The 21598-nt window shown below is 67.5% G+C and carries 29 protein-coding genes; 20 read left to right on the top strand and 9 right to left on the bottom strand.

What is annotated here, in order from left to right; all coding sequences use genetic code 11:
• Nucleotides 1-86: 86 nt before the first annotated feature.
• The 3 genes from O5K31_RS15550 to O5K31_RS15540 are packed head-to-tail and all read right to left on the bottom strand — an operon-like array spanning nt 87 to nt 2370.
• Entirely contained in the window at nt 87-1406 is a 1320-nt protein-coding gene (locus O5K31_RS15550) for a sensor histidine kinase (protein ID WP_269714657.1), read from the bottom strand.
• The gene (locus O5K31_RS15545; RefSeq protein ID WP_269714656.1) at nt 1403-2068 is read right to left on the bottom strand and encodes a response regulator transcription factor; all 666 of its coding nucleotides are present in this window, start codon (nt 2066-2068) and stop codon (nt 1403-1405) included. The genes O5K31_RS15550 and O5K31_RS15545 overlap by 4 nt, the downstream gene beginning before the upstream one ends.
• The gene (locus O5K31_RS15540) at nt 2065-2370 is read right to left on the bottom strand and encodes a PepSY domain-containing protein (protein ID WP_269714655.1); all 306 of its coding nucleotides are present in this window, start codon (nt 2368-2370) and stop codon (nt 2065-2067) included. The genes O5K31_RS15545 and O5K31_RS15540 overlap by 4 nt, the downstream gene beginning before the upstream one ends.
• 110 nt (nt 2371-2480) lie before the next feature.
• Between O5K31_RS15540 and O5K31_RS15535 the strand changes: the two genes are divergently transcribed.
• From O5K31_RS15535 to yihA, 13 genes are all read left to right on the top strand, one after another.
• Nucleotides 2481-2762 carry a PepSY domain-containing protein gene (locus O5K31_RS15535; protein ID WP_269714654.1) on the top strand — a complete coding sequence of 94 codons (282 nt, stop codon included), beginning with the start codon at nt 2481-2483 and terminating at the stop codon, nt 2760-2762.
• A gap of 82 nt (nt 2763-2844) precedes the next feature.
• Entirely contained in the window at nt 2845-3642 is a 798-nt protein-coding gene (locus O5K31_RS15530; protein WP_269714653.1) for a DUF72 domain-containing protein, read from the top strand.
• 38 nt (nt 3643-3680) lie between these two features.
• Entirely contained in the window at nt 3681-4352 is a 672-nt protein-coding gene (locus O5K31_RS15525; protein ID WP_269714652.1) for a beta/gamma crystallin-related protein, read from the top strand.
• A gap of 88 nt (nt 4353-4440) precedes the next feature.
• A complete protein-coding gene (locus O5K31_RS15520; RefSeq protein ID WP_269714651.1) occupies nt 4441-5079 on the top strand; it encodes a beta/gamma crystallin-related protein in 639 nt (212 codons plus the stop codon).
• 73 nt (nt 5080-5152) lie between these two features.
• Nucleotides 5153-5779, top strand: coding sequence for a TetR/AcrR family transcriptional regulator (locus O5K31_RS15515; protein ID WP_269714650.1), 627 nt, complete (start codon nt 5153-5155; stop codon nt 5777-5779).
• A gap of 12 nt (nt 5780-5791) precedes the next feature.
• Nucleotides 5792-6850, top strand: coding sequence for an alpha/beta hydrolase (locus O5K31_RS15510; RefSeq protein WP_269714649.1), 1059 nt, complete (start codon nt 5792-5794; stop codon nt 6848-6850).
• Nucleotides 6851-6855: 5 nt separating this feature from the next.
• Nucleotides 6856-7839: an NADPH:quinone oxidoreductase family protein gene (locus O5K31_RS15505; protein WP_269714648.1), complete on the top strand. Its 984-nt coding sequence runs from the start codon at nt 6856-6858 to the stop codon at nt 7837-7839.
• Between the two features lie 70 nt (nt 7840-7909).
• The gene (locus O5K31_RS15500; RefSeq protein ID WP_269714647.1) at nt 7910-8092 is read left to right on the top strand and encodes a DUF3606 domain-containing protein; all 183 of its coding nucleotides are present in this window, start codon (nt 7910-7912) and stop codon (nt 8090-8092) included.
• An 11-nt stretch (nt 8093-8103) separates the two neighbouring features.
• Nucleotides 8104-8286: a hypothetical protein gene (locus tag O5K31_RS15495; RefSeq protein WP_269714646.1), complete on the top strand. Its 183-nt coding sequence runs from the start codon at nt 8104-8106 to the stop codon at nt 8284-8286.
• Nucleotides 8287-8381: 95 nt separating this feature from the next.
• On the top strand, nt 8382-8516 hold the full coding sequence (gene rpmH / locus O5K31_RS15490) for a 50S ribosomal protein L34 (protein ID WP_269714645.1): 135 nt from the start codon (nt 8382-8384) through the stop codon (nt 8514-8516).
• A 90-nt stretch (nt 8517-8606) separates the two neighbouring features.
• Entirely contained in the window at nt 8607-8972 is a 366-nt protein-coding gene (gene rnpA, locus O5K31_RS15485; protein ID WP_269714644.1) for a ribonuclease P protein component, read from the top strand.
• A 56-nt stretch (nt 8973-9028) separates the two neighbouring features.
• Complete coding sequence (gene yidC, locus O5K31_RS15480) at nt 9029-10837, top strand: membrane protein insertase YidC (protein ID WP_269714643.1); 1809 nt, start codon at nt 9029-9031, stop codon at nt 10835-10837.
• Nucleotide 10838: 1 nt separating this feature from the next.
• Nucleotides 10839-11489, top strand: coding sequence for a ribosome biogenesis GTP-binding protein YihA/YsxC (gene yihA, locus O5K31_RS15475; RefSeq protein WP_269714642.1), 651 nt, complete (start codon nt 10839-10841; stop codon nt 11487-11489).
• Nucleotides 11490-11492: 3 nt separating this feature from the next.
• On the opposite strand, the gene O5K31_RS15470 is transcribed toward yihA, so the two are convergent.
• Complete coding sequence (locus O5K31_RS15470; RefSeq protein WP_269714641.1) at nt 11493-12038, bottom strand: DUF2059 domain-containing protein; 546 nt, start codon at nt 12036-12038, stop codon at nt 11493-11495.
• Nucleotides 12039-12094: 56 nt separating this feature from the next.
• Entirely contained in the window at nt 12095-13366 is a 1272-nt protein-coding gene (locus tag O5K31_RS15465) for a Xaa-Pro dipeptidase (RefSeq protein WP_269714640.1), read from the bottom strand.
• Between the two features lie 130 nt (nt 13367-13496).
• On the opposite strand from O5K31_RS15465, the gene argB reads away from it, so the two are divergent.
• From argB to O5K31_RS15445, 4 genes are read left to right on the top strand one after another with little or no spacing between them, the layout of a single operon-like run.
• The gene (gene argB, locus O5K31_RS15460) at nt 13497-14411 is read left to right on the top strand and encodes an acetylglutamate kinase (RefSeq protein ID WP_269714639.1); all 915 of its coding nucleotides are present in this window, start codon (nt 13497-13499) and stop codon (nt 14409-14411) included.
• Nucleotides 14408-15073, top strand: a complete 666-nt coding sequence (locus tag O5K31_RS15455) for a pyrimidine 5'-nucleotidase (protein WP_269714638.1) — start codon at nt 14408-14410, stop codon at nt 15071-15073. Before argB ends, O5K31_RS15455 begins: the two co-directional genes overlap by 4 nt.
• Nucleotides 15070-15918, top strand: a complete 849-nt coding sequence (gene dapD / locus O5K31_RS15450; RefSeq protein WP_269714637.1) for a 2,3,4,5-tetrahydropyridine-2,6-dicarboxylate N-succinyltransferase — start codon at nt 15070-15072, stop codon at nt 15916-15918. The genes O5K31_RS15455 and dapD overlap by 4 nt, the downstream gene beginning before the upstream one ends.
• Before the next feature lie 33 nt (nt 15919-15951).
• A complete protein-coding gene (locus tag O5K31_RS15445) occupies nt 15952-17010 on the top strand; it encodes an AI-2E family transporter (RefSeq protein ID WP_269714636.1) in 1059 nt (352 codons plus the stop codon).
• Here O5K31_RS15445 and O5K31_RS15440 read toward each other — a convergent pair.
• Nucleotides 17007-17489, bottom strand: a complete 483-nt coding sequence (locus O5K31_RS15440; protein WP_269714635.1) for a cupin domain-containing protein — start codon at nt 17487-17489, stop codon at nt 17007-17009. The two genes, O5K31_RS15445 and O5K31_RS15440, sit on opposite strands and share 4 nt — an antisense overlap.
• A gap of 48 nt (nt 17490-17537) precedes the next feature.
• Between O5K31_RS15440 and dapE the strand changes: the two genes are divergently transcribed.
• Nucleotides 17538-18680, top strand: coding sequence for a succinyl-diaminopimelate desuccinylase (gene dapE / locus O5K31_RS15435; protein WP_269714634.1), 1143 nt, complete (start codon nt 17538-17540; stop codon nt 18678-18680).
• On the opposite strand, the gene truA is transcribed toward dapE, so the two are convergent.
• Nucleotides 18659-19411 carry a tRNA pseudouridine(38-40) synthase TruA gene (gene truA / locus O5K31_RS15430; protein ID WP_269714633.1) on the bottom strand — a complete coding sequence of 251 codons (753 nt, stop codon included), beginning with the start codon at nt 19409-19411 and terminating at the stop codon, nt 18659-18661. The genes dapE and truA overlap by 22 nt on opposite strands.
• Before the next feature lie 30 nt (nt 19412-19441).
• Between truA and O5K31_RS15425 the strand changes: the two genes are divergently transcribed.
• Nucleotides 19442-19684: a hypothetical protein gene (locus O5K31_RS15425; RefSeq protein WP_269714632.1), complete on the top strand. Its 243-nt coding sequence runs from the start codon at nt 19442-19444 to the stop codon at nt 19682-19684.
• A gap of 1 nt (nt 19685) precedes the next feature.
• Here the strand turns inward: O5K31_RS15425 and fmt are convergent, their stop codons facing one another.
• Nucleotides 19686-20603 (bottom strand): methionyl-tRNA formyltransferase, encoded by a 918-nt coding sequence (gene fmt / locus O5K31_RS15420; protein ID WP_269714631.1) that lies wholly within the window; start codon nt 20601-20603, stop codon nt 19686-19688.
• A 73-nt stretch (nt 20604-20676) separates the two neighbouring features.
• On the opposite strand from fmt, the gene O5K31_RS15415 reads away from it, so the two are divergent.
• Nucleotides 20677-21045: a cell surface protein gene (locus tag O5K31_RS15415; RefSeq protein ID WP_269714630.1), complete on the top strand. Its 369-nt coding sequence runs from the start codon at nt 20677-20679 to the stop codon at nt 21043-21045.
• A gap of 1 nt (nt 21046) precedes the next feature.
• Here the strand turns inward: O5K31_RS15415 and O5K31_RS15410 are convergent, their stop codons facing one another.
• Nucleotides 21047-21577, bottom strand: coding sequence for a DUF1993 domain-containing protein (locus tag O5K31_RS15410; RefSeq protein WP_269714629.1), 531 nt, complete (start codon nt 21575-21577; stop codon nt 21047-21049).
• Nucleotides 21578-21598 lie beyond the last annotated feature (21 nt).

The raw sequence follows: 21598 nt of genomic DNA, 5'->3' as shown, positions 1-21598 counted from the left end.
GAAATCTCCCTGGCGGCTGTTTGCAACGGTGCTGAAGCTTGAACGCACGAACCTGACGTTCGGCTGACGTCAATGACGCGATGATGTCAGGAAATCGCAGAAAGCCGCGCGGCGAGGCCTCCAAGCGGACTTTTTTCAAGCGTAAGCGACCAGCCGTAGGCGCCCAGCACCTCGGCCGCGATGGCTAGGCCCAGGCCCGCGCCGCCTCGTTCGTCCATCCGCACGCCGCGCCCCAGGGCGGCCCCCCGCTGATCGTCGCTCATGCCGGGGCCGTCATCTTCAACGACAAGAGCGTCGCTGTGCTGGCTGATCCTCACCGTCGAAGTCGCGTGCCGGGCGGCGTTGTCGAGCAAAGCTCCCAGCGCTTCGGCCAGATCGTTATGGGCGATAGCCGCAACAGCGTCCCGCGGCACGTCGTTCACCCAGGACAGACGCTCGCCCTCTGCAGTGCGCGAGACGACTCGAATGAGCTGACCGGCTACGGTGTGCGGGCGGCAGACCTGTCGAGGGGCCTGGGCCGCCGCCGCGGCCCGCACGCGGGTCAGTTCACGGTTCACCTGACGCTCCATGGCGGTCACCGCCACCGTAAGAGAGGCGGCTGCTTCGTCATGCCCTTCGGAGGCGAGCCGCCCCGCCTGATTTCGCAGGGCCGACAGCGGCGTCTTTAATCCATGCGCCAGATCGCCTGCCCGGGCCTGGGCCGCCTGGATCGAACTCGCCCTCGCGTCGAGCAGCCGGTTGATGGCCGCCACCAGGGGCAGGACCTCGCTTGCGTGTTTGGGCGAAAGGCGGGCTTGCGGGTCGTCATCCAGCCGATCGGCCGCTGTGCGCAGCCGTTCCAGCGGGCGCAGCCCCACCTCCACCTGAACCCAGGCCGCCAGAGCCAGGGCGACGCCCACCACCACCAGCGAAATGGCCAGATCACGGTTGAACTCGCGCCGCGCGTCGGCGACGGCCGTGTCCTCCATGGCCGTCTGGATCACCGCCGGATAGGGGCGACCCTGCTGGATCAGCCGCACACGGCGCTCGGCCACCAGCAGGCCGGCCTCTCGACGGGGGCGCCCGGTTTCGGTTTCAATTCCCGGCAGCGGCAACTGTCTGTCCCACAGCGATCGGGAGCGAAGCTGACCCCCGCCCGACACGTCGGTGACCGCCCAGTAGACCCCGCTCAGCGGCTGGTTGAAGCGCGTGTCGCTCAAGGGGCGCGAAAGTGACAATGTCCCGCCGGGCGCTACGGTCAACCGCGCCGCCAGACTCTGGACGTGCATGTCGAGCTGCTCGCCGTAGCGGCGCTCCACATGTCGCTCGAACATGGCTGAAAGAGCGATAAAGGCGACAAATAGCGCCAGGGCGATGGATGTGCCCGCCATGGCTAACAGGCGAAGGCGCAAAGATCCTGACTTCATGCCGACGTCGCCGCCAGACCGTAGCCAAAACCCCGCCGGGTCTCGATCACATCAGGGCCGATCTTGCGCCGAAGCCGCGCGATCAAGGCCTCCAGAGCATTGGGATCGCGGGCGTCCGCGTCGCCATAGACGTGCTCGGCCAACTCGGCGGGTGGGATCACGCGCTCGGCGTGATGCGCCAGATAATGCAGCAGGCGATATTCCAGAGGCGACAGGTCCAGGGCGCGTCCCTCCAGCGCCACCGACATGCGGCGGGTGTCTATGACCAGCCTGCCAGCTTGCAGTACGGCCGCCGCCTGGCCGGCGGCTCGTCGCGTCAGGGCTCGCAGCCGGGAGACAAGCTCGACCATCTCGAACGGCTTGGCCATATAGTCGTCGGCCCCGGCGTCGATGCCTTCCACCCGCTCCATCCAGGTGCCGCGGGCGCTTAGCACGATCACCGGCGTGCGGTTGCCCGTGGCGCGCCACAGCTTCAGGACGCTCAGGCCGTCGCGGACCGGCAACCCCAGATCCAGTACCACGGCGTCGAAGGTTTCGGTGTCGCCCAGGAACCATGCGGCCTCGCCATCGGCCGCCGCCTCTACCGCAAAGCCGCTGGCTCCAAGCGCCTGGGCCAGGTCGGTACGCAGCACCGCGTCATCCTCGACAACCAGCACCCTCACGGCTTTTCGATCTCGATCTCGAGCACCCTGGCGGTTTTGGCGTCCATCTCAACCTCGCGGATCGCGCCGTCGGCCTGAAGCACCTTGAACTCATAGACCCACCGGCCGTTTTCGCGCTCGAATTCGATCTCGATTACCTCGCCTGGCGCGATCCGCGCCAGATGCTGCAACATGGCGTCCAACGGCATGGCTTCGCCCCGAGCAACAGCCTTTCGGGCGCGCTCATGGTCGGCGTCGTTCGCCGCGGCGGGCGAACCCAGGCTGGCGACTGCGGCGATGCAGGCGAGAAGGGACAGGCGCATGGGTCTTGTCTGGCTCATCGAAGCTGACGCCGCGCTGACGGCCGGGATCGGCGAGGCGTCAGGAGGGGTGGCGCAAAGGTGTCCCCCGTTCAAACCCGAAAGGTGATCTCATGTCCCCCAAGATTTTCCAGACCCGCAATGTCCTGATGGCCGCCAGCGCCGTGGCTCTTCTTGCTGGCGGCGCTGCCGCCTTCGCCCAGACCGGCGCCTCCGGCGCGGGTTCCAGGTTTTCCGTCGCCGCTGAACGCGTCGAAGCCCAAGGTTTCACCATCCTCGAAATGGACCGGGACCGGAATGGCTTCGATGTGGAGGCCATCGCCAAGGACGGGCGTCACATGGATCTCGATGTCGACGCGGCTGGCGTGATCAAGCGCCAGCGCCTGGACGACTAGACCCGTCCGCATTCCGCCAAGGACAGGGCTGGCGATCTCCCTCCGGGGATGCTGAATTGGCGTCCATCCAAGGGAGGTCGCCATGTCCAAGGGTAAAATTCGCGCCGGCATCGGCGGCTGGATCTTCGAGCCGTGGCGGGGCGTATTCTATCCCGACGATCTCAAGCAGAAGGACGAGCTGTCCTACGCCAGCCGCCACCTGACGGCGATCGAGATCAACTCCACCTACTATTCCAGCCAGAAGCCGGCGACCTTCGCCAAGTGGCGCGACGAGACGCCCGAGGGTTTCATGTTCTCGGTCAAGGCGTCGCGCTATTGCACCAACCGCCGGGTCCTGGCCGAGGCTGGGGAGTCGATCGACAAGTTCGTCACCCAGGGCGTCACCGAACTGGGTGACCGTTTGGGCCCTATCGTGTGGCAGTTCATGGCCACCAAGAAGTTCGACCCCGACGATTTCGAGGCCTTCCTCAAGCTGCTGCCGCGAAAGCAGGACGGTCTGGCCTTGCGCCACGTGATGGAGGTGCGCAGCGACACCTTCAGCACCCCGGATTTCATCGCGCTCTGCCGCAAGCATGATGTGGCGATCTGCCTGGCGGACCACGAGACCTTCCCGCTGATCCCCGACGTGACCTCGGATCTGGTCTATGCGCGCCTGATGACCGGCGTGGATGAGGTTCCGACCGCCTACCACCCCGCCGAGATCAAGCGCTGGGCCGAACGGTTTGAGACCTACGCCGCCGGCGGTGTCCCCGACGACCTGCATCTGGTCGCAAAGGAAGCGGCGCCACGGAAACCACGCGACGTCTTCGCGTTCTTCATCCATGAGGGAAAGGTGCGTGCGCCGGCTGCGGCGCAGGCTTTGATCAAGACCCTCGAATAGGCGAACGTCGTCATGCGATGCTGTCGCCCGGAGAAGACATGAAGCGCTTGATCCTGATCCTGGCGGCCCTCGCGATGGCTGCGCCGGCATCCGCCCAGTTTCGCCCCGATCGGCCGGGGCGTCCGGACCGCGACCGCGCCAGCCTGACGCTCTATGAGCGGCCCAATTTCCGCGGGCGTTCGATCACCTTCACCGACAGTGTCCGCAACCTTGCCTCCACCGGCTTCAATGACCGGGCCGGCAGCGCTAGGGTCAATGGCCGCTGGCGCGTGTGCGAGGATCGCGACTATCGCAGCCGGTGCGAATATCTGGCCGGCGACGTGGCCAATCTCGGCGCCCTGGGCATGGACCGCAAGGTCTCCTCCGCCGCCCGCGTCGATGACTGGCGTCCCGAGCCGCCACGCCCTGGCCCCGGCTTCCCCCACCCTGGCCCCGGTCCTGGACCCCAGCCCGGCGGCGCCCCGCGTCTGCTGCTGTTCAGCGAGCCGAACTTCCGCGGTCAGCAGGTCGAGATTTACGAGCCGACGACCAATCTCTCCAGCCGAGGCTTCAACGACCGGGCCATGAGCGCCCGCACCATCGGCCGCTGGCAGGTCTGCGAGGACCGTGACTATGGCCGGCGGTGCGAGACCCTCTACGGCGATTTCGGCGACCTGGGGATATTGGGCATGAACCGTCTGATCACTTCGGCCCGCCCGATTGGCCGTTAAGCTGCGGCTTGACCGGCGACCGGTTCGGCGCGACAGACCGGCGACGGCGTATTTGTCAGCGCCAAGCGTATTTTTCAGGAGCGCGCCGATGAAGCGTCTGATCCTCGCCGCCGGCCTTCTGGCCCTCGCCGCCCCGGCCGCTCATGCCCTGCCCAAGCCGAACTTGCCTGACTTCGGGGCCATCCCGGGCCGCATCTTCCCCAAGAAGGAGGAGCGTCGCCTGATCCTGTTCGATGGCGAGCACTATACCGGCCACGCCGTCGTCATCCGCACCGCCGAAAGCAACCTGACGCGGCTGAAGATGAACGACCGCGCCAAGAGCGCCCGCATCGTCGGCCAATGGCGGCTGTGCGAGGACTCCCGCCTGCGCGGCAAGTGCGAGATCGTCTCCGCCGACATCCCGGACCTGGCCGCCGCCGGTTTGCCGGCCGTGTCTTCCGCCGCCTTTGTGCGCGGCTCGGGCCAGCCTCGTCCCGCCAAGGTCGCCCCTGTCCTGACCTTCTATTCGGCGCCGGACTTCCAGGGCGAAGTCCTGGCCCTGAACCGCAAGGCCGGCCGTCTGGCCAAGCAGGACTTTAACGACAAGGCCATGAGCGCCCGCGCCGTCGGCCTGTGGCGCGTCTGCGAGGACGACAACTACGGCGGTCGCTGCCAGACGGTTGAGGGCGAAATCCGCAACCTCGGCACGCTGCGCGGTCGCGTCTCGTCGGCCCGCCCCGGCCGTTAGTGCTTGTCGCCGCGAGGGATTGGCGCTCTGATCATGACGCGGCGTCAGATTCGAGCCGCGTCTGAAGTCCTCAATGTCACAAATCGCCTATCTGCCCGTCGGCAAGCGTGAACAGACCAAGGCGGCCAACCGCCGCTCCATCCTCGACGCCGCCCGCGAGGTGTTCGGCGAGCTGGGCTACGAGACCGCCACGGTGCGCGACATCATCCGCCGCACCGGCCTGTCAGTAGGGGCCTTCTACAACTACTACCGCTCCAAGGAGGAGGTGTTCGAGGCCCTGGCCGACGACGGCGCCCGCCGTTTCCGACCCCTGCTTCGCGCCGCATATGAGAGCGCCGACGACTTCGAGACCTATGTCCGCAGCGCCATCCAGGCCTATTTCGACTTCCTCGCCGACGAGCACGAGAACTGGCAGGCCCGCCGCCCGGCGGGCGAACGGCTTCCTCACACCCATGTCCAGACGCCCGAGATGGCGGCGGTGTTCGACGAAATTCGCGACGCCTTGGCCGAGGTGATGGAGCGCGGCGACGCCCCTCGCGTGGACCCCGACTATCTCGCCGTCGCCTGCATCGCCGTTTCGCGCGAGATCGGCGAGCGCATGCTGCAGCGCCGGCCCATCGACACCAACGCCGCCGCCGACTTCGCCGTCGGCCTGATCATGGGCGGGGTCGCGGGCCTGCCGCGCCTGCCCAGCGACTAGAGAGCCCCGCAAATGGCCGACACAGCGATCCAGAAGCTGGTCCTCAAGACCATCCTGTCCCTACCGACCCCAATCCTGCGCGCTATGTCGGGCGGCGGCGTCGTGTGGCGAGGCGGGCGGACCCTGGACCCGCGCTTCCAGTTCTTCGCCCATGCGGCCCGCAAGATGCCGTCCATGACCACCCTGTCGCCGGAAGAGGCGCGGGTCGCCAGCGCCCGGGCCCTGGCGGTGGTCTCCGGTCCGCTGGAGCCGGGCGTGCGCACCGAGAACCTGTCCATCGACGGACCGGGCGGCCAGCTTCCATTGCGCGCCTATCGCCCGCAGAACCAGGACGGCTCGGCGCCGATCATGGTCTTCGCGCACTTCGGGGGCGGGGTGATCGGGGACCTGGAGACCTGCGACGCCTTCTGCTCGATCATCGCTCGCCGCGTGCGCTGCGCGGTGATCTCGGTCGATTACCGCTTGGCGCCGGACCATCGCTTTCCGGCGGGACTTGAGGACGTGCTGGCCGCCTATCGCTGGGCGCGCGATAACGCCGAGCGCTTCGGCGCGGCTCCCGGCGTGGCGGCTATCGGCGGCGACTCCATGGGCGGCAACTTCGCCGCCATCGTCGCCCAGGACATGAAGCGTGCGGGGGAGGCGCAGCCCGCCCTCCAGTTGCTTATCTATCCCGCTGTGGACGTCGCCAGTGAAACCCAATCCATGACTACCTATGGCGACGCCTATCCGCTGTCGGCGGCGATCATGGACTGGTTCATGGGTCATTATATCGGCCCGGACGCCAGCCCCGCCGACCCGCGCCTGTCGCCCAATGTGACCAAGGACCTGTCGGGTCTGGCGCCGGCTGTCGTCGTCACCGCGGGCTTCGACCCGCTGGTTGATCAGGGCGAGGCCTACGCCAAGGCGCTGAAGGCGTCAGGCACGCCGACCGTCTATCGCTGCTATGACAGCCTGGCCCACGGCTTCACCGCCTTCACGGGCGCGGTGCCCGCCGCTGACGCCGCCTGCCGCGAGATCGCCGATCTGATCCGCCAGGCCTACGACGGCCAGGCGGCGGTAGAGGCCGGCTGATCCCCATGCGCGCCCTGGTCATTGAGAGCCTGGGCGCCGACTATGCGGGCTGCGCGGTCCGCGAAGTCGATACACCTGTCCCTGGCCCTGACGAGGTGCTGGTCCGCATTCGCGCCGCCAGCGTCAACTTCCCCGACCTGCTGATGACCCGCGGCGAGTATCAGCTGAAGCCGCCGCTGCCTTTCACGCCTGGTCTCGATATCGCCGGGGAGGTCGCGCAGGTGGGGGAGGGCGTGACCGATTTCCAGATAGGCGACGCCGTGGTCGGCGGCGCGCGCCTGGGCGGGTTCGCCGAGCACGCCGTCGTTTCCGCCTCCGCCCTCAAACCCAAGCCGGCCCGCCTGTCCTTCTCCGAGGCCGCCGCCTATGGCGCGGCCTATCTGACCGCATGGGTGGCGCTGGTGCGCCGCGCGCGGCTGGAGCCGGGGGAGTGGGTTCTGGTCCACGGCGCCGCAGGCGGCGTGGGCTTGGCCGCTGTCGATCTGGCCAAGGCCCTGGGCGCTCGGGTGATCGCCGCCTCTGCATCGGACGACAAGCTGGCGGTCGTGGCTGCCGAGTACGCCCCCGACGCGGTGGTCAATGTCACCGGCGGCTTTCGCGAGCAGGTCAAGGCGATCACTGGCGGGCGCGGCGCCGATGTCATCTACGATCCCATCGGTGGCGACGTGTTCGACGAAAGCTGCCGCTGCATCGCCTTTGACGGCCGGCTGCTGGTGGTCGGCTTCACCTCGGGCCGCATCCCGACCGTCGACGCCAACATTCCGCTGATCAAAGGCTTTTCCGTCATGGGCGTGCGGGCTGGCGAGTACGGCCGCCAGTTCCCCGAGCGGGGCGCGGAGGATCGGGAATCGGTCTGGCGCCTGGCCGACGAGGGCCGCATCCGCCCACGCGTCCACGCCGAGCTGCCCCTCGACCGTTGGCGCGAGGCCTTCGACCTGCTGGCTGACCGCCAGGTGGTGGGTAAGGCGGTCATGCGCCCTGATCTCTAGGCTCCGGCCCGCCTTGGTCTTATCCTGGCCGTGCGTCGGCGTTTGGCCAGGGACGTAAGGAGAGGCCGGCATGGCGGGACTGAAGGACAAGCGCGGCTTTATCGACAAGGAGCGCCTGGACCTGTCCGAGCGTCAGGCCGTGGAATACTGGATGAAGCGCTGGGGCGTGACCCGCGACCAGCTCACCGCCGCTCATCGCAAGGTCGGCCGCCTGACCAAGGACATCGCCGCAGAGCTCGGCAAGAAGCGCTAAGGCCCGATTCCATGACCGACTCCTCCCAGGACGACGCTCCGCCCGCCGACGAGACGCCGATCCAGCGCGCCCTGCGCCTGAAGAAGGCGGCGCTCGACGCCAAGCCCAAACCCCCGCGTGGCGGGCGTTTTCAGCGTGAGCAGGCCGCCGCGCACCAGTCGTCGTCGCGCTCAAAACCCTGGATGGCGCGCTAGAGTCGAGTTGACAGGCTGGCGGCCTTCCCTTATCCACCGCCGCTCACTCGCGACGGGGCTTCTCCCGCAGCGAAACTCAATTTCGGAGCCACATCGTGAAGCGGACCTTCCAGCCGTCTCGACTCGTGCGCAAGCGCCGTCACGGCTACCGCGCGCGCATGGCCACCAAGAACGGCCAAAAGGTCGTCCAGCGTCGCCGCGCCAAGGGCCGTAAGCGCCTGACGGCCTAGTCCCGTCCTGGCCTGATGGCCGACGCGGACCTTGAAGACATCTGTCGCCCCGTCGATCCTGTCGGCGGGGCGATTGTCGTTTCAGGACCCATGACCGAACAACTCACCATCGCGCGCATGAAAGTCCGGCCCCAGTTCCTGGCGGCGGCCAAGGGCGTGTCCCTGGCGCGCGGGGCGGTGATGGTTCAGATTCTACCCCGAAACGACGGCGATCCGCTTGTCCACGCCGGTTTCACCGCCACCCGCAAGGTCGGCGGGGCGGTGGTGCGCAACCGCTGCAAGCGCCGTCTGCGCGAGGCCGCGCGGCTGCTGCTGCCCGAGCTTGGCCGCCCTGGGTGCGACTATGTGTTCGTCGCCAGAGGCGGCACCGCGGCGCGATCGTGGCCGCGTTTGCTTGACGACGTGAAAAGCGCGCTGATAAGCCTCGCGGCCGAACGCGAGCCCGCAAAGGGCTGATCGGCGCTATAAGGCCGCCAGCCCCTTCTCCGACATTTCCGCTTCCAAGGCCCCGTATGCGCAACGACAATTCCCGCAACACGATCATCTTCGTCGTCGCGGCTGCCGTCATCTTCATCGCCTACCAGTTCCTGGTGCTCGAGCCGCAGACCAAGAAGCGTCAGGCCGAGATGCGGGCCCGCGCCGCGACCGAACAGGCGCAGAAGGGCTCCAACGCCGGTCCCCTGGGGCCGACCGCCAGCGCGCCGAGCCAGCGCGTGAACCGCGCCCAGGCCGTCGCGGCCAGCCCGCGAGTGGCGATCGACACGCCGTCGCTCAAGGGCTCGGTGGCCCTGAAGGGCGCGCGCATCGACGACCTGTACCTGTCGAAGTACCGCGAGACGGTGTCTCCCAACTCCCCGCCGGTCGAGCTCTTCCGCCCCGAGGGGACCGAACACGCCTATTTCGCCGATTTCGGCTGGGTCGGTCAGAACCTGCCCGGCCTGCCGGGACCCAACACCGTCTGGACCGTCGCCCAGGGCGACAAGCTGGCGCCGGGCCGTCCTATCGTTCTTACCTATGACAACGGCCAGGGGCTGCAATTCTCCCGCCGGATCGAGGTGGATGACCGCTTCCTGTTCACGATCAGCGACACGGTGCGCAACACCGGCGCCGCGCCGGTCAGCCTGACCCCCTACGCCTCGGTCCAGCGCCAGGGCGTGCCCGAGGGCCTGGGCTCCAACCAGATCGTCCACGAAGGCGGCATCGCCATGCTGGGCACCGACAAGCCCGACCTGCACGAAGCCAAGTACAAGAAGTGGAAGAAGGAGCCCGACCAGTCCTTCGCCTCCAAGGGCGGCTGGATCGGCATCAACGACAAGTACTGGCTGGCGGCGCTGATCCCCACCCAGACCGAAACCATCAAGGGCCAGTTCCGCGTCACCCCCGTCGGCGGCGCCGACATCTACGACGCCAACTGGCTCGGCTCGGCCCGCACCGTCGCGCCGGGCGCGGCCATCACCGAAACCAGCCGCCTGTTCGCGGGCGCCAAGCGCGTTCCGGTGCTGCGCGAGTATCAGGCCGAGCTGGGCATCCCCCGCTTCGACATGGCCGTCGACTGGGGCAACTTCTGGTTCCTGACCCGCCCGATCTTCCTGGTGCTGGAGTTCGTCTTCAAGCACCTGGCCAACTTCGGCCTGGCCATCCTGGCCCTGACCGTGGTCGTCAAGCTGCTGTTCTACCCGTTGGCGGACAAGAGCTACGAGTCCCTGGCCAAGATGAAGAAGGTCCAGCCCCAGGTCGAAGACCTGCGCGCCCGCTTCAAGGACGATCCGGCCAAGCAGCAGCAGGAGATGATGGCCCTCTACCAGCGCGAGAAGGTCAACCCGTTCATGGGCTGTCTGCCGATGCTGGTGCAGATTCCGGTCTTCTACGCCCTGTTCAAGGTGCTGACCGTCACCATCGAGATGCGCCACGCGCCGTTCTTCGGCTGGATCAAGGACCTGTCCTCGCGCGATCCGTCGACGATCTGGAACCTGTTCGGCGTCATTCCCTATGACCCGGCCGCGATCCCGGTGATCGGCTCGATCCTGAACGGTCCGCTGCACCTGGGCGTCTGGGGCATCGCCTATGGCGTGTCCATGTGGCTCAGCCAGGCGATGAACCCGCCGCCGGCCGATCCGGTTCAGCGCAAGATCTTCGCCTACATGCCGATCCTGTTCACCTTCATGCTGTCGCAGTTCGCGGTCGGCCTGATCATCTACTACACGTGGTCGAACGTGCTCACGATCGCCCAGCAGTACGTGATCTTCCGCCGCTACAAGGTGGAGAACCCGATCGACCAGATCATCAACCGCCTGTCCGGCAAGAAACCCGAGGCGGCCTGACTTGAGCGACGATCCGCGCTTCACCGAGGATGAGCTGGAGGCCGGGCGGCTGCTGTTCGCCCGCCCGTCGGTGTTCCTCATGGGCGCCGTCAACATGGACGGCCTGCCGCCGGACGACCTGCCTGAGGTGGCCTTCGCCGGCCGCTCCAATGTCGGCAAGTCCAGCCTGATCAACGCCGTCGTCGGCCAGAAATATCTGGCGCGCGCGTCGAACGAGCCGGGGCGAACCCGCGAGGTGAACTTCTTCGTCACCGACGACAAGCTGCGCCTGGTCGATCTGCCTGGCTACGGCTGGGCGCGTGCGGCCAAGACCGAGGTGAAGAAGTTTCAGAACCTCGGGCGCGACTATCTGCGCGGCCGACCGGCCCTCAAGCGCGTCTATCTGCTGATCGACAGCCGCCATGGCCTCAAGACCGTCGACAACGAGCCCATGGACGCCCTGGACAAGGCGGCCGTGTCCTACCAGATCGTCCTGACCAAGGCCGACAAGATGAAGCCGGCCGAAGTCGAGGCCGTGGCCCAAAAGACTCTCAAGGCCATCGCCAAACGTCCGGCCGCCTTCCCGAACGTGCTGGTCACCTCGTCGGAGAAGGGGCACGGCATCCCCGAGCTCCGCGCCGAGATCATGACCGTCTGCGAAGTGCGGCCCTAGGGCTCAGGTCTTCTTGCCAGCGACCCGCGGGGTGGGCGCGAGCATCGGCTCGGCCGGGCCGCAGCCGCCGATGGCGGCGCAGAAGCGCGCCTGCATCTCCGCCTCGATCTGCGGCTGAACCTCGGCGATGGCGTTCTCCATGGCCGGGGCCATGATGTTGCGGCCCTTCTCCAGCCACGCCTTGCCGGCGGGCGAGACGTAGAAGGCGTTGATGCCGTTCAACTCCTCGACGGTGAATGTCGCCGCGCAGGTCTCGATCACCCGCTGCACCACCACGGCCTTGCCTGCGTCCAGGGCCAGGGACAGGGCGGTCTTGTAGGCCTGGACGCTATCTTCGTCGTCGGCGAAGGGCGTGATCCGCTCCGTCACCTGTTCGACGATGGTCGAGATTCTGGCCTCCATGTCCTCGCGCAGACCGGCCAGCTCGACCGACCGCACGCAGAGCGCGGTGCGTTCAGCCTCCACGCTGTCCACGGTGGTCGCGGCGGCGGGTGAGGCGGCCAGCAGGCCAAGGGCGATCAGGGCGGCGGTCGCGGTTCGGGTTCTCATCGGGTCCGCCTAGCTGATCGCTTGGTGTGTGGCCTTGATACGCCTCAAGGCCAAGGTCAGTTCGGCCCTTTGACTACCTCGCCGCCCTTGATCACATAGACCGGCTTTTCCAGCACCTTTACGTCGGTGAGCGGGTCACCGGACACGGCGATCATGTCGCCCCAGGCTCCAGCCGTGATCTGTCCGACCTCCGGACGACCCAGGGCCTCGGAGGCGTTCAAGGTGGCGGTGCGGATCGCTTCCAGCGGGGTCATGCCGTAGCGGACCATGATGGCGAACTGCTTGGCGCTGTCCTTGTGCGGATAGACGCCGGTGTCGGTGCCGTAGACCATCTTCACGCCCGCCGCGTGCGCCTTGCGGAAGTTGTTGCGCTGGATTTCGGCGATCTCGCGATCCTTGCGCAGGTTGTCCTCCAGCACGCCGTTCTTGGCGCCCTCGGCCTGGGTGTATTCGGTGTTGTAGATATCCATCGAGAACCAAGCGCCCTGCTGCTTGGCCAGACGGATGCCCTCGTCGTCCACCAGGCTGACATGCTCGATGGTGTCGACGCCGGCGCGGATGGCGTCCTTGATCCCCGCCGCCCCGTGGGCGTGGGCGGCGACCTTCAGGCCCCACATGTGGGCCTCTTGGACAATCGCGGTCATGTCGGCCAGGGACAGCTGCTGCTGGCCCGGTTCGGTGTTGCGCGAGAAGACCCCGCCCGTGGCGCAGATCTTGATCACCTCTGCTCCGTATTTGCGAAGGGTGCGGACCACCTTGCGTCCGCCTTCGGGGCTGTCGGCGTTGAACTCGCTGGCCTGCTTCATGGACGGCGGGAAATAGGTGCTGTCGCAGTGGCCGCCCGTCGCGCCGAAGCTGGAGCCCGCAGGGATCACCCGCGGCCCCACCAGATATCCCATGTCGATCGCCTGCTTCAGGCCCACATCCACATAGGGCGAGGTGCCCAGCGAGCGGACGGTGGTGAAGCCGGCCTCAAGCGTGTCCTTGGCGTTCCGGGGCGCGGTGAAGGTGTGGAAGCTGTCGGTGTATTGCAGGCCGGTATAGCCGCCCATCTCGGGCGCACCCTCCAGATGGGTGTGCATGTCGATCAGGCCCGGCACGAGGGTCACCGCGCCCAGGTCCACCGTCTTAGTCCCCTCGGGGATCGTGGTGGCCGCCAGAGGGCTGATGCTGGTGATCTTGCCGTCGGTGACAAGGATCAGCGGCTTGTCGACATATCTGCCCGTGGCCACATCCAGCATGCGATCGGCGGTCACCGCCACCGTCGCCGCCTGGGCCGCGCCCGCGACCATCGCCACGGCCGTCGCCGCCATCACCAGTTGCTTCATGGAGCTCCCCTCAAATCACGAGCCGGGACGCTAGCACTCCAGCAGCCGGCGCCTAGCCCAAGGCGAAGGTGACAGGGGGGCGCGGGTCCGCTATCGAGACGCGCCTTTCGATTGGGCGGAGACCGCCGAAATGACCGACAATTCCGAGGAAGCCGGCTGGGCTGGCGCGAAAACCCTCGCCGAGGCTCTGCCCTATATCCAGATCTATGACCGCGAAACCGTGGTCATCAAGTACGGCGGCCACGCCATGGGCGAGGAGTCGAGCGCCAAGCGCTTCGCCGCCGACGCCGTTCTGCTCAAACTCTTGGGCGTGCATCCAGTGGTCGTCCACGGCGGCGGTCCGCAGATCAGCCGCATGCTCGACCGCGCCGGCGTGAAGTCGACCTTCATCGACGGCCTGCGCGTCACCGATTCGGCCACCATGGAAGTGGCCGAGATGGTCCTGTCCGGCGCGATCAACAAGGAGATCGCCAACTGGATCACCCTGGCGGGCCGCGAGGCGGACGTGCGGGGCGTGGGCCTGTCGGGCAAGGACGCCCGCCTGATCACGGTCGAAAAGGCCACCCGCACCAAGAAGGACCCTGACTCGATGATCGAGGAGGTCATCGACCTGGGCTTCGTGGGCGAGCCGACCATCGTCGATCCGCATCTGATCGAGGCCCTGATCTATTCGGAGAGCGACTACATCCCCGTCGTGGCGCCCATCGGCGTGTCGGAAGAGGGCGAGACCTACAATATCAACGCCGACACCGTGGCCGGCGCCTTGGCCGGCGCCCTGCGGGCAAAGCGCATGCTGCTGCTCACCGACGTTGCCGGCGTGCTGGACGAGAACAAGCAGCTGATCCGCGAGCTGACCTTGGCCGAGGCCCGCGGCCTGATCGCCTCGGGCGTCGCCACCGGCGGCATGATTCCCAAGCTGGAGACCGCCATCGCCGCCGTGGAATCGGGCGTCGAGGCCGTGGTCATCCTGGACGGGCGCCGGCCGCACGCCATGCTGGTGGAGCTGTTCAGCGAGCACGGCGCGGGCACGCTCATCCGCGCATGACCGCCGACCTGTCCAACATAGACGTCTGGCTGTTCGACCTCGACAACACCCTGTACCCGGCCTCGACCGAGTTCATGGGCCTGATCGAGGTGCGGATGACCGATTTCGTGGCGCGCGAGACCGGCCTGCCGCGCGACGAGGCCCGGGCTCTGCAAAAGCGCTACTGGACCGAGCACGGCACGACCCTGGCCGGCCTGATGGCCCATCACGGCATCCACCCGACGGATTTCCTGAGCGAGGTCCACGATGTCGCCCTGGACCGCCTGACGCCCGACCCGCTGCTGCGCGCGGCGGTCGAGCGCCTGCCGGGGCGCCGGCTGATCTTCACCAACGGCTCGGCGGCCCATGCCGAACGGGTCCTGGCGCACCTGCAGCTCGACGATCTGTTCGAGGACACCTTCCATATCGAGGCGGCCGACTACATTCCCAAGCCCGCGCCAGGGACCTTCGACCGCATGACCAAGCGTCATGGCGTCGATCCGCGCGCCGCCGCCTTCTTCGAGGACAGCGAGAAGAACCTCGCCCCCGCAGCCCTGATCGGCATGACCACCGTGCTGGTTGGCGACGACGCCCCCGCTTCGACCGCCGACTTCATCCATCACAAGACCAACGACCTGACGGCGTTTCTCGCCGCCGCCCGCCTCAAGGAGACCGCGTCATGAGCCTCGAGCTCCAGTCCGAAATCGAAGCCGCCTGGGACGTTCGCGACACCCTCACCCCGGAGACCCGGGGCGGCGCTCGCACCGCCGTGGACCAGGTCCTGACCATGCTCGACGCCGGCCAGGCCCGCGTCGCTGAAAAGGTGGACGGCGAGTGGGTCACCCATCAGTGGCTGAAGAAAGCGGTGCTGCTGTCCTTCCGGCTCAACGCCAACCGCGTCATGGCCTCCGGCGCCCCGTTCGGCGGTAATGGCACGGGCTCGCCCAGCCCCTACTTCGACAAGGTGCCGCTGAAGTTCGAAGACTGGACCGACAGCGACTTCACCGCCGCGGGCTTCCGCGTGGTGCCGGGCGCCGTGGCCCGCCGTGGCTCGTTCATCGGCAAGGGCGTGGTGCTGATGCCGTCCTTCGTGAACATCGGCGCCTACGTCGATGACAGCACCATGGTCGACACCTGGGCCACGGTCGGCTCCTGCGCCCAGATCGGCAAGCGCGTCCACATCAGCGGCGGCGCCGGCATCGGCGGCGTCCTGGAGCCCCTGCAGGCGAACCCGACCATCATCGAGGACGACTGCTTCATCGGCGCCCGCTCGGAAGTGGCTGAGGGCGTCATCGTCGGTCAGGGCGCCGTCCTGTCCATGGGCGTCTTCCTGTCGGCCTCGACCAAGATCGTCGATCGCGCCACCGGCCAGATCCACATGGGCAAGGTGCCGCCCTACAGTGTTGTTGTGCCGGGCTCCATGCCGGGCAAGGATGGTGGTCCGAGCCTGTACTGCGCCGTCATCGTCAAGACGGTGGACGCCCAGACCCGCTCCAAGACCGGCATCAACGAGCTGCTGCGGGACTGATTGGCGCCCGAGGGCGCAAGATAGGGAACTGTCGTGATCACAGCGCCGGCCAGGGTCGCACAGACGGTCACCGGGGTGGCGGCGGGCCTGGCGTTGCTGTGGGCGTTCCGCGCCGTCATCCAGCCCTTCGTCCTCGCCCTCGTCCTTCTGGTGCTCGTGGACGCCACGGCGCGCGCTCTGATGCGCGCCTGGCCCCGCGCGCCGCGCTGGCTGGTGGTGGTGAGCACAGGCGCCATCCTTGGCTTGCTGGTGCTTGGATCAGCCTTCGTCATGGTGCGCGGCGCGGCCCAGCTTATGGGCGAGGCCGGGCGGCTGGAGGAGCGTCTTGACGATCTTCTGGCCCTGGCCGGCGCCCAGTTTGGCCTGTCCGAGCCTTTGCACCTGCGCGGTCTGCTGTCGCGCATCGACCTGCCCGCCCTGATCCAGAACATCCTCGGCCAGCTACAGGGCGCCATGGCCGGCATCACCCTGACCTTACTGTTCCTGACCTTCCTGCTCGCCAGCCGTCACCGCATCGACGCCAAGATCGACCGCATCGCGGCGACCTCGGCCCTTTCAACCCAGGCGCACGCCGTGGTCGAGCGCTGTGTGAAGGGCGTCGAGGCCTATGTCTGGGTTCAGACGGTGACGGGCGCGATGATCGCCGGCGCTTCGGGTCTGGTGATGCTGGCCGTCGGCCTGGACAATGTCCTGTTCTGGACGCTGATCCTGTTCCTGCTGTCGTACATTCCGGTGCTCGGCGTGGCGATCGGCAGCATCGCTCCGGCCCTGTTCGCCCTGCTGCAGTTCCCCCAGGCATGGCCGGCCGTGGTGATCTTCGGCGCCATCCAGGCGATCTCGTTCGTGGTCGGCAACCTCGTTCTGCCCAAGATGCAGGCCGACACCCAGAACATTGATCCGTCCGCGGGTCTGGTGGCTCTGGGCGCTTGGACGCTGATCTGGGGCATCTCGGGGGCGTTCCTGGCGATCCCCCTGACCTTGGCGCTGATGTTCCTCTTCGCCCAGTTCGACAGCACCCGCTGGGTTGCGATCCTGATCTCGAACGACGGCGATCCCCTGCCCGAGGCCAGGACGGGCAAGGACGCCGCCTAGGGCTCGGTGCGCTGGATGAAGGGACCATAGGACTTGCCGTCCAGGGTCTCATAGCCTTCCGCGCCCAGAGGCAGGTGCAGATCGATCCCGGGATAGGTGCAGACATCCGCCTCGGGCTGGCGGCCGCCCACCTCCAGCAGCAGGGCGTCGCGTCCCGAGCGGTTCTGAAGGTGATGCCCGTTGGGGACGCCAGCCGGAAAGGCCGCGCAATCTCCGGCTCGCAGGATCGTCTCGACCTCGTCCTCCACCAGCACCACCTCGCCCTCCAGCACCCAGACGAACTCGTCCTCTGACGTGTGCCAGTGCCTCTGGCTGCTCCACTGGCCGTCAGGCAAGCGCATCAGGTTGATCCCGAACTGGTTCAGGCCACCCGCGTCGCCCAGTTTCTGGCGCTGGCGACCGTAGCAGTTGAGGTGGAACGGCGGGGGGTAGGCGGTGCCAGCCAGGGCGGGGGTGGCGGCGACGTCGATCTTGGGCATTCGGAACTCTGATTTGCACAGGCTTTGTCCGCAGCCTAAACCGGCGCCATGACCGCCGCCATCGATCCCGTCGCCTTCGCCCAGGCCCTGATCCGCCGCCCGTCCGTCACCCCGGCCGACGCCGGCGCCATGGACGTGCTGCAGCGCCAGCTGGAGCAGCTGGGTTTCGCCTGCCGCCGCATGAAGTACGGCGAGATCGAGAACCTTTACGCCCGCCGCGGGACCGCCTCGCCCAACCTCTGCTTCGCCGGCCACACCGACGTGGTCCCGGTGGGCGACGCCGCCGCCTGGAGTCAGGATCCCTTCGAGGCCCCGGTCGTGAACGGCGTCCTGATCGGACGCGGCGCGGTGGACATGAAGAGCGCCATCGCCGCCTTCGTCGCCGCCGTCTCGCGCAGCCCGGCCCCGGACGGCTCCATCAGCTTCCTGATCACCGGCGACGAGGAGGGTGTGGCCCTCGACGGCACCAAGAAGGTGGTCGAGGCCCTGATCGCCGAGGGTGAGCCCGTCGATCACTGCGTGGTGGGCGAACCCACCAGCGCCACCGCCTTTGGCGACATGATCAAGGTTGGCCGCCGGGGTAGCATCAACGCCTGGATCACGGTCGAGGGCGTTCAGGGCCACGTGGCCTATCCGCACCGCTCGGCCAATCCAATTCCGGTCCTGGTGAACCTGCTGGCCAAGCTGCAGGCCCGCGTCCTGGATGACGGCTATCAGGACTTCCAGCCCTCGAACCTGGAGGTCACCACCATCGACGTCGGCAATCCGGCGACGAACGTGATCCCGGCCACAGCGCGGGCCCGGCTGAACATCCGCTTTAACCCCAACCACACCGGGGCCTCGCTGACCGAGTGGTTGCAGGCCGAATGCGCCGCGGCGGGCGAAGGCTTCAACGGCAGGATCGTTCTGGAGCCCCTGGTCAGTGGCGAGGCGTTCCTGACCGAGCCAGGCCCCTTCATCGACGTGGCCGCCGGCGCCTTCGAGGACGTCACCGGCCACCCGCCGGAACGCTCCACCAGCGGCGGCACCTCCGACGCCCGCTTCATCCGCAGCCTGTGCCCGGTGGTGGAGATGGGCCTGGTCGGCACGACCATGCACCAGATCGACGAACGCGCCCCGACCGCCGAAATCGAGGCCCTGACCAAGGTCTATGAGCGCCTGATCGCGCGCTATTTTGCGGCGTTCTCGTAACCCACGCCCGTGAAGTACAGTCCGTCGGCCGGAGCCACCGGCCCGCAGGCGCGGCGATCCTTGGCTTCAAGGGCGGCCTTGAGATCCTCGGCGGTCCAGCGACCGACGCCGACCTCAGCTAGGGTGCCGACCATGGATCGTACCTGGCGATGCAGGAAGGAGCGGGAGGCGAATTCGGCCAGCACCAGCTCGCCCTGGCGATAGACCCGCACCAAATCCAGGGTCTTCATCGGCGATTTAGCCTGACACTGCATGTCGCGGAAGGTGGTGAAGTCGTGATGCCCGACCAGGGCCTGTCCGGCGGCGTGCATGGCCTCTGCGTCGATCGGCTTCTTCACATGCCACACCCGCCCCTGGTCCAGGGCCGGCGGGGCCTTGCGGTTGAGGATGCGGTACTGGTAGCGGCGCTCGGTGGCCGAGAACCGCGCGTGCCAGTCGCCCACCGCCAGCTCCGCCTCGACGATGGCCACAGGCTCGGGGACAAGGTGGGCGTTCAGGGCGTCGCGCACGACCTCCGGCTTCCACTCCTTTTCCAGGTCGATGTGAACCACCTGGCCCGTGGCGTGGACGCCGGTGTCGGTGCGGCCAGCGGCCTGCAGACGCACGTCCTCGCCGCAGAAGGCCTTCACCGCCCGCTCGATGGAGCCCTGCACCGAGGGCAGGTCGCCCTGGGCCTGCAGGCCCCGGTAAGGACGGCCGTCATACTCGACGAGGAGGCGGTAGCGCGGCATCAGTAAGGCTTACTCGGTGAAAGGTTGAGAATGCCACTGATCACGCGGTTTGCGCGCCATGACAGCCCCAGTGTGAAGCTTCAAAAGACTCAGGTCGTAGCTCGATACAAGTTCGAGAACCGCGACGGGCAGACGCCTCTGCTCCAAATCGACACCTATGGCTCAGACGAACGGGCATTTCCGGGAAAGCTGAGCCAGACGTTCCAGCTTGATCGTCAAAGCGCTTTCGAACTCTGGAACGTGCTTGGAAGAGAGTTCGACTTCTTCAAATGATTTAGCCCAACTGCACCCCGGCCGGGATCGGATAGCCATTCAGGAAGACGTCGGCGTTCTGGGCGCCCTTGCCCTCGCGCTGGACGGTCAGCAGGCGCACCGCGCCCTCGCCGCAGGCGATCAGCAGGCGGTCATCCAGCGTCGTCCCGGGCGCGCCCTCGCCGTCCTCCAGGCGCGACAACAGGGCCTTGATCCGAACCCCACCCGGTCCCTCGAACCAGGCGCCGGGGAAGGGGGATAGGCCACGGATGTGGCGGTCGATCGCGACGGCCGGGCGCGTCCAGTCGATGCGGGCCTCCTCGGCCTTGATCTTCTTGGCGTAGGTGACGCCCTCTTCACTCTGCGGCGCGCCCGCTGCGCCGCCGCGCTCGATTGCCGCTAGCGCCCGGGGCAACAGCTGCGCGCCCACCAGAGCCAGGCGCTCGGACAGTGTGGCGGCGGTGTCCAGGGCGTCGATGCGCACTGTCTCCGACAGCAGCACCGGCCCCTCGTCCAGGCCCTCGCTCATGCGCATGACCTGCACGCCCGTGACCGGATCGCCGGCCATGATCGCCCGCTGGATCGGGGCGGCCCCCCGCCAGCGCGGCAGCAGGGAGGCGTGGACGTTGAAGCAGCCCAGGCGCGGCGCCTCCAGCACCTCCTTCACCAGGATCTGGCCGAAGGCCACGACCACGGCGGCGTCCAGATCCAGCGCCTTGAAGGCCTCGATCTCCTCCGGCGACTTCATGGAGGCGGGCGTGCGCACTTCCAGCCCCAACGTCTCGGCGAAGGCGTGGACGGGCGATGGCTTCAGCGCCTGACCCCGACCACGCGGGCGAGGTGGCTGGGAATAGACGCAGACGATCTCGTGACCGGCCGAGACCAGCTCGGCCAAGCTTTTGACCGCGAAATCGGGGGTGCCGAGGAAAGCAAGACGCATGGCGGTGGTTTAGCGGTCCGGAACCGTCCTCGCCATGCCTACGTTTGATGCGGCAACAGAGGAGAGCTTCACCATGCGTTCAATCCTTCTCGCCGCCACGGCCGTCGCAGTCCTGTCTGTCGCCGCCTGCTCCCAGGAGCAACGGGCCGACATCAAGGACGGCGCGGACAGCGCCGCTTCGGAAGTGCGCGACGCCGCCAGCGACATCAAGAACGACCCGGACGTGAGGGATGCCGGCAATGCGATCGAAGAGGCCGCCCGCGACAGCGGCCAGGCTCTGAAGGAGACCGCCGCCGAAGCTGGCGACGCCCTGGAAGACGCCGCGGCCGACGCCAAGCGCGAGGGCAAGGAGCTCGGCTCCGATCTCAAGCGCGAGACCAACGAAGCCGCTGGCGACGTCAAGCGCGCGACGGACGGCAAGGAAGAGACCAAGCCTCGCTAGGCTACGCCCCCGGCATCGTCCCTGGCCGCAGATAGGCCAGGGCGTGCGGGACAAGGTCCGCCTTGCCCAGCGGAACGCCCGCCTGGCGCATGACGGCGTAGGCGATGGTCAGGTGGAAATAGAACTGCGGCAGACCCCAGTCGCGCAGGAACTGCTCGCCGGTCATGTCGAAGACGATGCCGTTGGGAAGGTCCAGTTCGATGGCCCGTTCGGCGGCCCCTTCGAAGTCGGCCTCCGATGTCGCCTCCAGCAGGGCTAGGGTTTCGGCGATCCGAGCCTTGAGCGCCTCGAAGGTCGGATCGACCTCCGCCCTCTCGTGCAGCGGCTGGCCAGTCAGGCGCAAAATGGTTTCGGCGGCCTGGCGACAGGCGAAACGCACCTGCTCCGACAGCGGGAACATGTCGGGCGCCAGCCGCGCCTCGATCAGCGCGGACGGCTGCTGCCCGGCGAAGGCGGCGGCTTTGTCGAGTTGTCCCGACAGCGCCCGCAGCATCTGGGTGAAGGTCGGAATGGCCAGGGCGTGAAGGTTCATCGTCCTTGGACCTTTGTAAGT

This window comes from Caulobacter sp. NIBR2454 (assembly GCF_027474405.1).
Classification (GTDB): Bacteria; Pseudomonadota; Alphaproteobacteria; order Caulobacterales; family Caulobacteraceae; genus Caulobacter.
This window is presented reverse-complemented; position numbering and strand designations above follow the sequence as displayed.